This window comes from Stenotrophomonas sp. TWI700, assembly GCF_039673645.1.
Lineage (GTDB): Bacteria > Pseudomonadota > Gammaproteobacteria > Xanthomonadales > Xanthomonadaceae > Stenotrophomonas > Stenotrophomonas maltophilia_AA.
Genome location: NZ_JBDJMB010000032.1, coordinates 22,135 through 36,075, shown reverse-complemented (window position 1 = coordinate 36,075; position 13,941 = coordinate 22,135). Strand labels below are relative to the sequence as shown.

Here is a 13,941-nt window from a genome sequence, read left to right as displayed (position 1 = left end):
GGGTGGGGGGGGGGGGGGCCGGGGCTCCCCCCGGCCGCCCGGGGGGGTGTCGGCGCCGTCGCGGCCGGCCCCCCCCCCCCCCCCCACGCCTCGTACTGCCTGCCTTCGCTGCACCGTATCGCCCCTCACTGCGGCGTGCACGCGCACGCCTGTCTTTCGCCCATCGCCCCCTCATGAGGTATCGCATGGCTTACGCATCCACTCCGCAGGCATCCCTACATTCGCGATTCCGCAACCTTCAGATCGGCGTGCTGCGCGCGTCGCTGTGTGCCGCGCTGGTACTGCTGCTTGCCGGCCCCGCAGCGGCGGCAGACCGCGAAGACGCGACGATCCGCGCGGCACTCGCCTCCGGCCTGCGCCCCACCGTGGTGCCGGCCAACGCAGAGCTGCCGCACTGGTCGCTGCAGGAACGCATGGCCCAGCACCATGTCCCGGGTGTTTCGATTGCTGTCCTGCGCGGCGGCAAGCTCGTGCACAGCGCCGGCTACGGCACACGCGAGGCGGGCACCCAGGCTGCCGTGAATGCCGACACACTGTTCTCGGTCGGTTCGGTCAGCAAGGTGGTGACGGCCGCCACATCCCTGCGACTTGTCGCCGATGGCACCCTCGCACTGGACCAGGACATCGCCACGTATCTGCGCAGCTGGAAAGTCCCGGCTACCCCGTCGGTGCCGGCACCGCAGCTGACCCTGCGCATGCTCATGTCCCACACCGCCGGGCTGGGCGTGCACGGCTTCGCCGACTACCTGCCCGGCGAGTCGCTGCCCACCCTGCTGCAGACACTGGACGGCATCGCCCCGGCCAGAAACAAACCCGTCCGCCTGATCCACCCGCCCGGCGAGCGGGGCGATTACTCCGGTGGCGGCGTGATGGTCGAACAGCGCGTGCTCGAAGACGTGACCGGCCAGCCGCTGGACACGCTCGCACGCAAGCAGGTCTTCGAGCCACTTCATATGCAGCGCAGTCGTTTCACCGATCCACCCTCCAACACCGACAACATCGCTAAAGCGCATGACGGCGACGGCAAGCTCACCGCCCTGCCGCGCGGCTGGCAGTCGTTCCCCGAACAGGGCGCCTCCGGCCTGTGGACCAGCGCCAACGACCTGGCCGTATTCGTTGCTGCCCTTACGGCCAGCTACCGTGGCCAGGGCGACATCCTGCCGCGGCCCATCGCGACCGACATGATGACCGAGGTCTCGCCGAGCTGGCACGGCCTTGGCCCGCGCCTGGACGGTGCCGGGCAGACCCGGATCTTCCACCACGGCGGCTCCAACGACAGTTACCGGGCGTGGATCGAGGGGTATCTGGAGACGGGCGACGGCTTTGTGATTCTTACCAATGGCGAGAATGGCGCCGCGCTGGCGACGGAGATCCGCAACGCGCTGTCGGATGCGATCGGGCGTGGGGTGAATCCCGCCGTGCGCACGGTTGCGCTGGACCTGCGCGAGCCGCGGTATGCGGACTATGCCGGGGTGTTCGAGCAGGACGAGCGCGTGCCGATGGCGCAGCGCCGTGCGTTGGCGGACATCTTCGATGTGCCCGCGCTGCAGGTGAAGGTGGCTGATGGGGAGGTGCGGGTGGGTGTGGCTGGAACTAAGCGCGATGGACGTGTGCTGCCGGTGTCGCCGAATCGGTTCGTGTCACCGGACATCGATGGGCTGGAGATCGAGTTCCACCGGGATGCGTTCGGGAAGGTGGAGGCGTTGAGTGTGGTGTTTGGGGAGGGGCGGGGGTATTACGTGCGGCGGAAGCGGGATGCGCATTGACGTCTGACGCCTGCGTCATTCTGCCCGTACTGCAAGCGGCGCCTTCCACATGCCGACATCGATCCTGATGCTGCGGTCTGGTTGCACTGTCGCGGTGGAGTACACGCCATTGGCATGCAGCAGCACGCGCGTGCCTGGGGCGATGCCTGGATAGCGGGTCACCGCCTGATAGTCGCCATAGAACGCCGCCCACCTCGCCAAGCCCTCGACCGCTGACTGATACACCCGCAGGTGGTCGTGCAGCAACGCCAACCCCAGCAGTATCCCGAAACCGCCGAGCAGGTGCGCAAAGTTGCGGTGCATGCCTTTGGCAGCGTGCTGTGCCCACCGACGGACAATCGCCGAGGGCACCACTTTGAGCACGCTGTGCAGGATCATTCTGGCGAAGACAACCACTTCCCAGATCATAACGCCCACGCCAGCCACCGCAACAAACACCCCAAGCCACGCGAATGGATACAGCAGGAGAGACAATGCACTGGTCCCGAGCGTGAAGTCCTGACCCGGTAAGCCAGTGGCGCTGGTCATCAGGTTACGGGCGTACATCGCGGCAAGGACGAGCACGCCGATATGCGCAAGGAACACTAGTCGGCGGACAACCACGCTCTTCCAGGCCCGACGAAAGGCTGGTACGAGACGGACCAGCACGCCGGCGCCCATGAAGACGACGCCAGCAAACACCACCACCTGCCCCCATTCCCCCCATTTCCCCCATTGCATCATCGGGCCAAAAAAGCCGATAAACATGAGCGCGGCGCCCGTGATGTACAGCTTGGAATCCGTCCGCCACCTCCGGTACCAAGGCGACGAGGAATCAGGGGTCGAGTCGGTTTCCATTCGCGAGCCCAGTGAGAGGTGAAGGGGCAGTGTGGCCGATCCGTGGCGACGCCGGAATCAGAAATACAGAATCGACGGATGGACATTCTGCTCCCAGATCAGAAGCTCCACATCAATGGCTTTCGGCGCGAACCCCAATGGATAACGCTCTTTCGAAGAGACGGGTAGATCGACTGGGAGATCGGAGTGGCCGAAACTAACAAGAGGCTTCAGGACAGCCCCTGGTTGGTCAGGCACTGCCATAGCCATCCAGTGCCAGCCGCAGCTCCTCAGCAATTTCCTCGCGCAGGTGCACTGGCGCCTCTACCTGCACATGGCGGCCAAAACCCATCAGCCACCAGCGTAACGACTGATCATCTTCTACCGTTGCACGCAGACGCACGTGCTCGCCATCGAGCTCATCGATCATTTGGTCATCCGACAAGGGCGTGTCGCGCAGGTGCTCGGCGGCCGTCGCATGAAAGCGAACAACCAGCGACACCCGTCCGCGACCCTTGAACGATGTCGCCACGGTGGACGCATAGCGCTGGAACTCAAAATCCACAGGCGGCTTGGCATCCTCGTCCAGCACCTGCGTGCGGGAAAGCCGATGCAGCGCAAGGTGTCGCACATCTGGATAGTCGCGCAGCGTGCACACGAGATACTGCGCCGGGCCCCTTACTATCAAGCCCAGTGGATGCATCACCATTTCCTTCGGCTCATCAGTCCCCTTGCTGCGGTACCAACCCATCAGACGCCGCTGCAACAGGAGCGCCCGGTGAACATCCACCTGTACGTTCATTGCCACTTCCGGCGCTTTTAGCGGCATACCCGTTGGGAGAATGGCGGTCCGGCGGTGCCACTCGCTCCAGCCGGTGGCGGCAACCTCGCCACGCGCCATGTCGAACACGGGCATCAACTCGTTCATTGCCGTAGCTGGAAGCAAACTGCGAAGGTGAGCTTGCGAGAGCAACAGAGCGACGCTCTGCGTGGTGGACAATCGTGGCGTAAAGGCAAAGTTCGCGTTCTTGGCCCAGCTCCAGCCGAACGGCTTCTCGGCCTCGTCCACTACCAGCTGAAAGCGCGATGAAAGATTCTGCAGATCCCGCTCAATTGTGCGACTGCTGGTCGTAAAGCCCAGTTCAACCAGCGCGTGACGGATCTGTTTAACGGTTATGCGCCTGGGCGCACGCGGGATCAGCCGCAGCATCTCCCACTGGCGCATCAACGTGTCGCTGGAACGATCCTTCATTCGTGCAACCTTTGGCCCAGCCGTGCCGCATGGCGGAACAGCAGTACGAGTAATGAGAGTGTGAGCGGAAACCAGGCGCTCAGCACATGCCGATGCGCCCGGATGCCATCTGTCAGGCTGCCGTCGGCGAAGCCTGCTGCTGCAACTGGACGATCACACCATCCACATCACGCACCGTCTTCTCGGTGGAAAGCACCAGCGCGCCGTCCTTATCCAGGATTGGCGTATCGACCATCAGCTTGATCAACTGAGCGGTCTTGACGGCGCGGAAGATCTTCTCGCGGGTCTGCTCGGGATAGTTGCTGAAGTCCGGGCCATACTCACCGATGGCGGCACGGATGTCTGCAACGCCGCGGCGCAAAGGTACGCCGAGCTTGGAGAAGGTCTTGTTCGCAAGCGTGGTCACCACCTGGACCGCTGAGAGGCGCTCTGCAGCCAGCACGGCTTCGTCGTAGTGCGTGCGTGCCACCTGCTTGTTGCGCTTGGCATTGGCCAGGGTCGCTTCCGCCTTGGCACCCACCACGAAGCCAAATACCGCCAATGCCGGGCCCGCCACCAAGCCACCGAGCACCATGGTACCGCCGGCCATGCCAAAGCCGCCCGCCGATAGTGCGCCGCCTCCCAGCCACGCCAACGTTGCGTTGGTTGCCGCTGCGCCGCTCAATGTGGAAATTGCGGTTCCCGTACTCGCGCTGGCCAGCAGGAAAGTGCCGTTGTAGGCGCCAAATGCCAGGGCCGCGCCACTGCCCAGCCCGGCGCCAACGCCCAGCCCGGATTCCATCAGCAACTGATAGTCACGGCGCAGGCCCTCCAGGGAAACAACGGAGAAGTCACCATCCACCAGCCGTTCCAGCTCCGGCGACCTCAGACTCTCCACATTCTTCAGCTGACCGAACGCTTCGACGAAGTCTTTGATAGGACCATTGAAGGAGCGAAGCTTGCGCGCACCGTAGTCCTCCAGCACAGCATTGGTTTTCTTGCGCTGGTCGTCCAGCAGGCTGGTGCCGCGGCTGATCAGCTGACCAGCATCGGCATTTGCAACGTTCGCATCCTTGTGGTCAGACACGGCCTTGCCGCCCTTGTACAACCCGTAGATCGCGCTGGCGGCCATGGCCGCGCCCACAACAATAGGAATCATGTTCTGCTCCGGTTACTCAAGGATGATGGCAATGGTTCGGCTTGCTTCGGCGCTGATGGTCTTCGCGCGCTCCAACAGATCGGCATAGGTGTATTCGTCGATACCGAACTTATCTGCGAGCCATCGCAGCTGCGCCTCCTCCACAAGGGAGACTTCGCCATCGGCGAGGGCGAGCAGCATCAGTTCGTACAACATCACCTTCGGCACCGAAGGCTGAACGGATTCGGCCAGCGCTTGATCAACCAGTGTGCCAAGGACTTCACATGCCACCCGCGCGCGCTCAGCCGGTTCAGCCTGTCGCACCAGTGGCAGCAGCTTCAAGCGCGACAGCAGCTCTTTGGTAACGCCGTCCGAGCGGTACACCTTGCCGCACTCACGCGCAAAACTCTCGAAGATCGCACGCTCGTGCTCGGACTCGGCCAGCGATACGTTGCTCAGATCTGTGTCGCCAGTCAGTTCATCGTGGGCCTTGCCATCCCACAGCATCGGGTTGTCACTGACGCTCATCAGGCGAGCAACCTTGAGGAAGGTCGCCTGCTCGGCGTCGGGCAGCAAATACAGGAACATCGTCTCTCCGGAATTTCTGGATAACGCGCAGGAAATGTAATGGCGGCCAAGGCGCGTGTGTATTGACCGCCCGAAAGAGGATTCGGGTGCGGTCAGAGCCTAAGTGGGCGGTCACTGGCCATGAAGCATTCGAACTCGCCCATGCTGCTGAACTCCAACCTCGCGCCTAGCAGCGTGGCGTAGCTGTTGATCGCAACAGCGAATGCATCTGCCTCCAGGGCGGCTTCTGTAGCGTCCAACGCTGATACCAACTCGGCGGTTGCACGCTGCATCACCGGAAGTTCGGCGGCCATGAAGTCTGCGAGTGCAGTGCGTTGCCGGTGTACCTCCTCGCGCGCTGCCTCATGCAGTTCAATCGCCAGGTCTAGAGCCTCCTTGGCCAGCGTCGCATTCCGCCCCGCCAACATCGATTCGCGATAGAACATCGATGACAACGTGCAGCCAATCATGCCGCCAATGGCAGCCCCAACCAGAGGAATCGGAATGGCAATCTGCCCGAGGGCTGCCATCATCCCGGCGGCCAACATGCCGCTCCCCTTCTCACCAATCTCCTCCATGAACTCCAAGCCATCGATCTCGCCGTTGGCGTAGCGCTTGATGCTCACGCCCATGGTGATGCAGACGTTGACCACCATCGCCGGCGCAGCGGTGCGCGAGAGCGTTTGCAGTCCTTGATGACCAGACTGCTGCATCACCGAGGTCAGCGTTGAGCCAGCGGAGGCGGAGGCATAGCCCATCGCGCCCGCCTTGACGGTGTCCATGGCCACATTCGTCATGGCTGCGCTCATCTGCTGGCGCTCTGTGGCCACCAGAAAGGCACTGGTGGCCAAGCTGATGGCAGCACCAATCACGGCACCTCCCTTGGCGCCCTCAACACCGGCCCGATGGCTGGTGTGTGCCATATCCCGCAGCGTGGCGATGCGCGGGTGCGTGCGGTAGAAAAGCGCGTCCTCGCTGGTCAGGCCGGAATCTTTCAGGTTCGCGGCCAGCTGATCGTAGTTGTCGGCATGTTCGCGCAGGCGGGCCGCCACGTCAGGCTTGCCCAGCGCATCAACGGCCTCCGCATTCGTGCGCAGCTTGGCGGCTTCCGCGCGGCAAGTTGCCTCGGCTGAGGCCATCTGCTCAGAGGGCAGCTCCAGCTTAATGCCTCGGTAGCGCGCGAAATCGCCGTCCGGCTTTGCAATCTTGTTCAACAGCGCATCGCAGTTCTTGCCTGCAACGAACTTCATCTGACCCTCGCTGCCCATGACTACCTGGCCATCAAGCACTTGCAAGCGATCCACCACATTGTGATTGCGCTTGTAACTGGGGTGGTCGTCGCTACGTACAGTACGCACGGGTGAGCCGTTGATGATGGCTTCAGCGTTGTCGCGGCTGGTAGCCGCCACTTCGGCAGCATACCCAGCCTGGCTAGACAGCACCTTGGCGGCATGTTCGGCCGGCACTTTGTACCCGGCGATGGTCTTCAGCCCCAGTGCGAACTTCTGGCCGGTGAGCGCGTCCTTACCGGTATAGCCCTTGATGTACTCGGCGCCGGCGTTGCCATAACGCTGCACCACTTCGATCGTCGAAGCCGCCACGGCGGCGTTGAGTGATTCCTTGCTCACGGGCGCTGCGGCCTGATCGCTCTCGTCCTGTTCCATTTGCCGAGTCCTCCATGGAGCGTGGCATGTTGCGGGAGTTCCATCTTCATCGTGCATCGCGACAGTTGGTGTCGCAGCACGCCGTACCACGTGTAATCGGCAGGTCTCTTGTGATCTTTAGAGTGAATACCAGATGTCCGCTTCACTTGCATCGGTGCGACATGGCTTGTCGCACGGAAGAGAAGAATGGCTGTGGATGGAGTAGCGCTAGGCAGGGATGCCCCTTTTCTTAGACACTCTTAAAGGACGACCATGTTCAAGATCATTGGTGCGGTAGTTGTATACGGCTTTGCTCTGTATGGACTGGGGCAGTGGGTGTGCGATCAACAGGACGCTGCAGAGCGCCGTCACTAACGTTTCAGTTTCCTCAGTTCAGCTGCATCTCGGAGGTTGGTCTCTGGCTACCGTTGGTGCCGTACTCGCCAGGATGAATGCCCTTGATTCCGTTGCATTCTGCCAGTTGCCATCAGGCTGATTCTGGGACACGGCAGGGCGTGCGATTAAGTATATTCGCACACACTTTGCTGAGGAAACGCACAGCGTCACGCTTCTCAAGACGCATTGAAATTATGTCACTCGAGCCGCGCCGGGACACACTGTCCGGCGCCATCTCGGCGATGGAGTTTATCTGTACTTAGGTCAATCACGACATGCGAGTTAACTGATGCGAGTGCTCATGGATTCTTCGGCGGCAATGGGCAGGCAGCTACCAAAACGACAATTCAATGCGACCACCGTCTTCTGCAGCCCCGGCACGCCGGTAAGAATGGCTATCTGCATGCCCGCAAGCATTGCGAGGCCGTTGCTTTGCCTCACCGTTGCAATTGCCAACTCCAAGGGATAGCCATCGGCTTGACGGCGAAGTGGATGAAGGCCCGAATGGACGTAGGAATTCAGTGCCTTCCACGAGTGCAGTTTGAATTCCGAAAGGCACCTGACGGCTTCATTGGCCACCGGAACTTTGCCCAGCTGATCCAGCATGGCCCCAACGGATGGCAACGAACGACTGGCATCAGCCGACTCGTTATCCAACGGCCTATTCAACGATTCCAGTTGCGTTTCGCTTGCACAGTAGAGAGACCAAATACCTCTGGCCAGCGCTTCAAACTGACATCGCAGCATCGCTGGCGCACTGAGCGTCATGCCACTGCAGACGAGCACTCTCACAGCGGCAGCATGCTCCAGGCTCAGACACGTTGCCTGAGCAGAGACACCAAGGCGTGTACTGTCATCGTAAAGAGGATGCGCCAACAGCTCGCTCAGGTTCTGCATGAGGAGCTCGGAGCGATTGACCAGCAGTTCAATCTCCATGGCCGCACGACCTTTCGTCTGTGACGTTTCCTCCAGTGTGCGGACATTACGACGATCTGTGAAGACGCCGCCGTCCGGTGCCATGAGGCTACCGGACGGCTTCAGCCAGGTGAGCCTTACAGCGCAATCCGAGCAACAGACTCTTCGCTGCCCTTCGGCTCGCTGTCACCGCTCTTGACGGTCACGTACAGCACGTTCTTCTTGGCATCCAGCGCCAGGCTGTTCGGGTGCGTTGGCACCGCGTACGTCGCCAGCTGCTTGTAGGTATCGCTGTTGTACGCGGTCACGGTGCCGCCATCGCGATTGGTCACGTACAGGCGCTTGCGCGGTGCATCGAGCAGGATGCCCAGCGGGCCGGCGTCGGTCGGGATGCTGGCCAGTTCCTTGCCAGTGGTACGGTCCAGCACCAGCACGCGCTGGCCCGGGTGCTTCGATTCAAAGCCCGAGCTGCTGGCCTGGTACTTGCGGATCATCTCCGAGCCCTGATCGGTCACGAACAGGCGCTTGCCGGCCGGGTCCAGCGCGATGTTCATCGGCTGCTCCGCACTGACCTTGAAGCGCTGCTCGACCTTCCCGCTGTCGGTGCCGACAGTGACGACTTCGGCCAGCAGGTTGGAGGTGTACACGCGCTTCGCCTTGGCATCCAGCGCCAGACCCGGCGCCTTGGCATTGCCCAGGCCCGGAATGGTGTTGATGACCTTCAGCGACTGCGTATCCACCACGAACAGCACGCTGCCCTCACCCGAGTGGCCGGTGACGTACAGGCGGTTATTGGCGCCGTCGACGGCCAGCTCGCGCAGATCGTGGGTGTAGGCGGCCTTACCGTCCTTGCCGACCTTCTTCTCCATCAGCTGCACGATGCCGAGGGATTTGTTGGTGGCAGTATCGACCACGGTGACCGAGGTATCGACGGTGTTGCCGACATACAGGCGGTTGTTGGTGTCGTCCAGCACCACGCCGAACGCCTTGCGCTCCAGCGGGATGGCGGTCTCAACGGCCAGGGTTTCCGGGTTCAGGCGCAGGACCTGGGACGGAGCGGCGGCATCACCGAAGCCGCCCGAGGAAGCGACGAACACGGCGTTCTGCTTGGGGCTGAAGGCCAGCTCATAGAGGCCTTGGGCGACGGCTTTGCGCTGGACGGCAGTGGCGCTGGCGGATGCGGTGGTAGTAGTCGGCTCAGCGGCGAAGGCCGCCGGAGTGCCGAGAGTCAGGCTGACGGCGAGGGCCAGGGCGGCCGAACGGAACAGGGAACGAGGGTGCATGCGAGCTTCCTTGGATGGGCACGGGAGGTGTCCTGGCTCGCGGGCCGCTGGAAGCGGCCGACCACTATCGGAAGACGTGGACAGGCTGGCTGGCCGCTCATCTTAACAGGCGCGGCCAAGGCGTCGGTTTCGGCCCGGCCCCAAACGGTGAGGACGGCGCTGGCGTTCGGCAAGGACTACGACCTGGACCGCGCGTATGTGGTGTGGCCGCCGGTTGTGCTGCTGCTGAACAGCTGAGCCAGGCGCCGGCGCCGGGAGGTGGGTGAGCTAGCCGCCTACGCTGGCGGCCGCAATCTGCATGTCATGCTGCACTTTGTCATCTTCAAACTGCCGCTGGAGGTTCAGTTGCTGGTTGCGCTGTTCCTGCTCGTGCGCGACCACGTCAAACTGCTCCAGCGATTCCTCAAAAGGGGTCTTCACCGCCTGTTCGGTCAGCATGCCCGCGCGTAGGTGGCCGGGGTTGCCCATGTCGCCCTGCACGACGAACACGGTGTGCGCGCCGGGCTGCTGGGCCGTGGGACTGCTCAGCGCCACGTGGTCCACCCGGTCCAGACCGTTGCTCTTGGCCAGCACCAACAGGCTGCCGGTGAGGCGCTCGCTGGTCTGGTCGTAGGTGCGTCCGTGCGACTCGTCCAGCCTGGTGACTTCCTTGCGGATCTGCTGGTAGAGCGCATGGTCCGGGTGGTGCGGGTTGACGGGTGTCCAGGGCACTGCCTCGTCGGGTGGTGCTGGCGTTTCGGTCAGGGCTTCCTGTGGTGGAGGCACTTCCGTTGGCGCCACCTGTGCGTTGGCAAGCTCTTCGGATGGGCGGTCATTCTCGGGCGCAGCCAGCCGTTCGTGCTCCGCTGCATCGGTCGGAGACGGCTCCGCGTTGAAGCGCGCTGCCTGCAGCTCCGCGGTTTCAGCTGTGTGAGGCCTCGGACCTTCGGTCTCAGGCTCGACACTCGCTTCGCTTGTGGCCGTCGGGAGCTGACGAGTGATTTCGGTATTTTCGTTGCGGGCTGGGGCTTCAATGCGGGATTTCAGCAGCTCCACTTCCTGCGCTTGGCCGGCCGCGTACGCGCGCTCCGGCGCCTCAGTTGTCGGCAGCATTGTTCGTTCTGATCGCTCTGGCACAGAGACGAAATCCGCCGCCTGCTGCGCGGGTTGCTGTTGACGATGCAGCGCATTGTCTTCCCGGTGCAACTGGTCTGCATGCTCAGCGTTGCGGGCAGTGTGCTCCCTGCTTCGCTGTTGCTCCGCCATGGCAGCGGCGTCCTGCGTGGGCGGCCGGGGTGCTTCGGTCTGCTGCTTGGGCTGTGTGTCGTGATCAGGGAGCACAGGCGCGGCGGCGATGGCAGCCGCTGCGATCTGCGCGGGCGCGGCTGTTGCACTCGCTGCGGCAAATGCCTGCGACGGGACGGCCTGGACCACATCCTCGGGAAGCTGGGGCGCTCGCGCCTCGTCGACGTCCGCACCACCTGCAGCCATCGCCGCGAAAGTGGCGGCTTGCTGGGCTTCGGCAGTGGAGGCACCTTGGCGGTTCGCCTCGCGCAGGGCCTGTTGATGCGCTTCCTGTTCTCGAGGAGAGAGCCTGTCGATGCGGAGTTCGGGGGTGTCCGGGATTGGCGCCTGCTGCTGTGCCGACGCGACGCGATGCGCCACGCCGTCGGGCTCGGTTTGCGCCGGCCTGGGCGCAGTAACGGCCACTGTCCCCAACGTTGGAATATCGGTATCCACGCGAGCGATCGAAGGTGCAGCAGATTGCTGGTGCAAAGACTGGATCTTCGCGACGTCTTCCATGGTGGTGGTCGCCGTGAGCACCATTCGGTTGCCGCCAGCATCGCCAAATGCGGCGATGACGCTCTCCGCGCTGGGCGCACGGATGCGCGGGTCAGGGATCAGCTCCAGAACGAGGTCGGCCTGTCGTCCGTTGCTGGCGAGACTCTGCTCCACGGCCACCGCCGTTGCGGCCAGCTGCTCCTCGGTTCGTTCAATGCCGTAGTGCGCGTACAGCGCCGCCACCTGCCCGCGTATGCCTTCGGGCGCCACCTGCACGTTGGCCCTGATTTCCTGGGCCAAGCTATCCAGCCCGGCTACGCCCGCTTGCTGGCTCTGCCAGGTCACATCCAGCTGTTCGCTCACGTTGCGGTTTGCGGTGCTATCGAAGACGAGGCCCTTGCTGATCCAGCGGCCGTCCTGCTCGCGGGTGTAGCTGTTCCCGTCGCTGGCCTGCAGCGTGTCGGCACTGGCTTGTGCATGCTGGATGGCGTGCGGAATGGAAGGATTTTCCGCGTCGCCGAAGTCGCTCCAGCGCCCCTGCTCGTAAGCGACCATGTAGCGCGCCGCCATGGCAGCAGGTGTATTGGCAGCGTTCTGAGCAATCACGGTCCGCGATTGCTCATCGAGCGCCTGCGCGCGCTCGGGCGAGACGGCTTCGTGCCGTGTGACGGGCACGCGCCCATCCACCAATTGCTCGATTTCCAGCTCCCACTGCCGGGAGATGGGGTCACGTACAAACGTCCGCTCGGTTTCGAAGGGTGCGCGCGGTGGCGACTGCTCGCCACTGGCACTCAAGCGGTACGGGTCCTGCGGCGGCGGCGGATTGGCCAGCCCCAGCTCGTACGAAGCGTTGGCAGCCTGCCAGTTCAACTGGCGCTCCAGCGTGCCGCTGGCCACATAGCTGGCGCGGAAGGTGACATCGTCACCCTGCGCGGTCTGCACCGGGCGCACTTCCACACCGTTGCCCAGGTTGCTGCTCTGCACCTGCTGCTGATGGGCGCCCCGCAGCCAGCGCCCTTCCGGGTCGGCCGGGTCGCGGGTCCAGGTGCGGCCCATGGGGTCCACTTGAGTGTATATACGCTCGATGTCTTTCTGCTCAGCCCATCGTTCGCCTAGGTGGGCACCAAGGACGCCGCCGCCGATACCGACGACGATGGCACCCGGACCCGTCCAGGAACCCGACGCGAGGCCCACGCCGGCGCCGCCGATAAAACCACCCAGCGCCCCGCCCACATTGCGACCGACGAAGTGGGCTGCCGTGGAATCAGCGCCTGCCACGTTGCCTCGGGCATTGAGCTCGACCCACTTGTGACCGGACGTCGCAAAGTCGTGCGCCAGCAGCGCCATGCCGGCAACACCGGCCACCTTCATGCTGGGACTTATACCGGCGTGGGCGCCGTGCGGCGCGGAGTCCGCTGCCACCTCGGCGATGGTTGCGGCTGCGTTCGGTGGGCCGCGGGGTGCGCCCGGTTGGCTATGCCGCTGCGGCATCGGCTCGGGTAGATCGGCATAAAGCCGCGGACCGGTTGCCACGCCGTTGCGCGAGGCCACCCAATCGGCACGCGCATGCGTCATCTCGCCAAAGTGAAGGGTCTTGAAATCGTCCAGCGGGCGGTTGAACAGCGTTCGATCAGCGGCGTCGTAACCATCGATTGGCTTGAGATGGGCGCGCACTTGCGCCACCGTCACCGGATGACCGCTGTTGGTGGAAGCTTGCTGTGCGATGGCCCGTTCGAGCGTCTGATATTCGGCGGCCGAGTTGCTTACGAAGGTGAGCGGGTCAGGGCCGAAGGCGCTTACAGGGTAGCCGTTGATCCTTGCATCGGGGTGTTGGAGCGCCGTGGTGAGTTCGAAGTTGCTGAAGCCACGGTTGATGGGTGCGTTTTCTACAAAGGCCAGGATGGGCTTGCCGGTGGCGATGGCGTTTTCGAAATACTGCGGGCTGCCGGCGTTCCACATGATGTCGCGGAGGGCTGCGCCATAGTCCCCTCGGAGCGGCTCCACGCCCCGAGCATCCATGAAGCTCTGCAGCTTGCCTTCGACAACCATGAAGTCTGGATGTCGCGTTGGATTGGCTTCCAAATCGGTGACGTATGCCCCCCAAGGCGTGTCGCCGATGATGCCAGCCCTCCCGCCAAGATCACCAGCGTACTCGACGGCGTTGGCGTAGTTCGAAAGGTTCGCACGATCCGTGCCAGAGAACCCGACGTAGTCGACTCCAGCAGGTAACTTCGGAGGAAGTGCCCGCATCCTCCTATCCAGGAAGTCTGCGTAGCTTGTTGCGCTGTCAGGCCCTGATCCAGCTGACTTGAGGTAGTGGATAACACTCTCGACTTGCTGCACCGAAAGCGGGCTGTGATCTGCCACATTCCTTGCGCCGCCCAACGTGGTTCGGGCAAAGTCATCAAAGATGAAATTGGACATT

9 protein-coding genes are annotated in these 13,941 nt (G+C 63.2%); 1 reads left to right on the top strand and 8 read right to left on the bottom strand.

Going from position 1 to position 13,941, the window contains the following annotated elements:
- Positions 1-185 precede the first annotated feature (185 nt).
- Positions 186-1,766, top strand: a complete 1,581-nt coding sequence (locus ABE473_RS16770; RefSeq protein WP_346490276.1) for a serine hydrolase domain-containing protein — start codon at positions 186-188, stop codon at positions 1,764-1,766.
- A gap of 15 nt (positions 1,767-1,781) precedes the next feature.
- On the opposite strand, the gene ABE473_RS16765 is transcribed toward ABE473_RS16770, so the two are convergent.
- From ABE473_RS16765 to ABE473_RS16730, 8 genes are all read right to left on the bottom strand, one after another.
- On the bottom strand, positions 1,782-2,603 hold the full coding sequence (locus ABE473_RS16765; protein WP_346490275.1) for a hypothetical protein: 822 nt from the start codon (positions 2,601-2,603) through the stop codon (positions 1,782-1,784).
- Between the two features lie 229 nt (positions 2,604-2,832).
- Positions 2,833-3,834, bottom strand: a complete 1,002-nt coding sequence (locus ABE473_RS16760) for a WYL domain-containing protein (RefSeq protein ID WP_346490274.1) — start codon at positions 3,832-3,834, stop codon at positions 2,833-2,835.
- A 112-nt stretch (positions 3,835-3,946) separates the two neighbouring features.
- The gene (locus ABE473_RS16755) at positions 3,947-4,972 is read right to left on the bottom strand and encodes a hypothetical protein (RefSeq protein WP_121042355.1); all 1,026 of its coding nucleotides are present in this window, start codon (positions 4,970-4,972) and stop codon (positions 3,947-3,949) included.
- 12 nt (positions 4,973-4,984) lie between these two features.
- Complete coding sequence (locus ABE473_RS16750; protein WP_346490273.1) at positions 4,985-5,539, bottom strand: hypothetical protein; 555 nt, start codon at positions 5,537-5,539, stop codon at positions 4,985-4,987.
- Positions 5,540-5,631: 92 nt separating this feature from the next.
- Positions 5,632-7,182 carry a hypothetical protein gene (locus ABE473_RS16745; RefSeq protein ID WP_346490272.1) on the bottom strand — a complete coding sequence of 517 codons (1,551 nt, stop codon included), beginning with the start codon at positions 7,180-7,182 and terminating at the stop codon, positions 5,632-5,634.
- Between the two features lie 657 nt (positions 7,183-7,839).
- A complete protein-coding gene (locus tag ABE473_RS16740; RefSeq protein ID WP_346490271.1) occupies positions 7,840-8,493 on the bottom strand; it encodes a hypothetical protein in 654 nt (217 codons plus the stop codon).
- A 116-nt stretch (positions 8,494-8,609) separates the two neighbouring features.
- Positions 8,610-9,755 (bottom strand): YncE family protein, encoded by a 1,146-nt coding sequence (locus tag ABE473_RS16735; RefSeq protein ID WP_346490270.1) that lies wholly within the window; start codon positions 9,753-9,755, stop codon positions 8,610-8,612.
- Between the two features lie 267 nt (positions 9,756-10,022).
- Positions 10,023-13,940: an XVIPCD domain-containing protein gene (locus ABE473_RS16730; RefSeq protein WP_346490269.1), complete on the bottom strand. Its 3,918-nt coding sequence runs from the start codon at positions 13,938-13,940 to the stop codon at positions 10,023-10,025.
- Position 13,941: the final 1 nt, after the last annotated feature.

Bases quoted from the DNA above. Each gene is read 5' to 3' on its own strand.
- ABE473_RS16770 (WP_346490276.1), top strand. From the start codon at position 186: ATGGCTTACGCATCCACTCCGCAGGCATCCCTACATTCGCGATTCCGC.
- ABE473_RS16750 (WP_346490273.1), bottom strand. From the start codon at position 5,539: ATGTTCCTGTATTTGCTGCCCGACGCCGAGCAGGCGACCTTCCTCAAG.
- ABE473_RS16730 (WP_346490269.1), bottom strand. From the start codon at position 13,940: ATGTCCAATTTCATCTTTGATGACTTTGCCCGAACCACGTTGGGCGGC.
- ABE473_RS16745 (WP_346490272.1), bottom strand. From the start codon at position 7,182: ATGGAACAGGACGAGAGCGATCAGGCCGCAGCGCCCGTGAGCAAGGAA.
- ABE473_RS16740 (WP_346490271.1), bottom strand. From the start codon at position 8,493: ATGGAGATTGAACTGCTGGTCAATCGCTCCGAGCTCCTCATGCAGAAC.
- ABE473_RS16735 (WP_346490270.1), bottom strand. From the start codon at position 9,755: ATGCACCCTCGTTCCCTGTTCCGTTCGGCCGCCCTGGCCCTCGCCGTC.
- ABE473_RS16755 (WP_121042355.1), bottom strand. From the start codon at position 4,972: ATGATTCCTATTGTTGTGGGCGCGGCCATGGCCGCCAGCGCGATCTAC.
- ABE473_RS16760 (WP_346490274.1), bottom strand. From the start codon at position 3,834: ATGAAGGATCGTTCCAGCGACACGTTGATGCGCCAGTGGGAGATGCTG.
- ABE473_RS16765 (WP_346490275.1), bottom strand. From the start codon at position 2,603: ATGGAAACCGACTCGACCCCTGATTCCTCGTCGCCTTGGTACCGGAGG.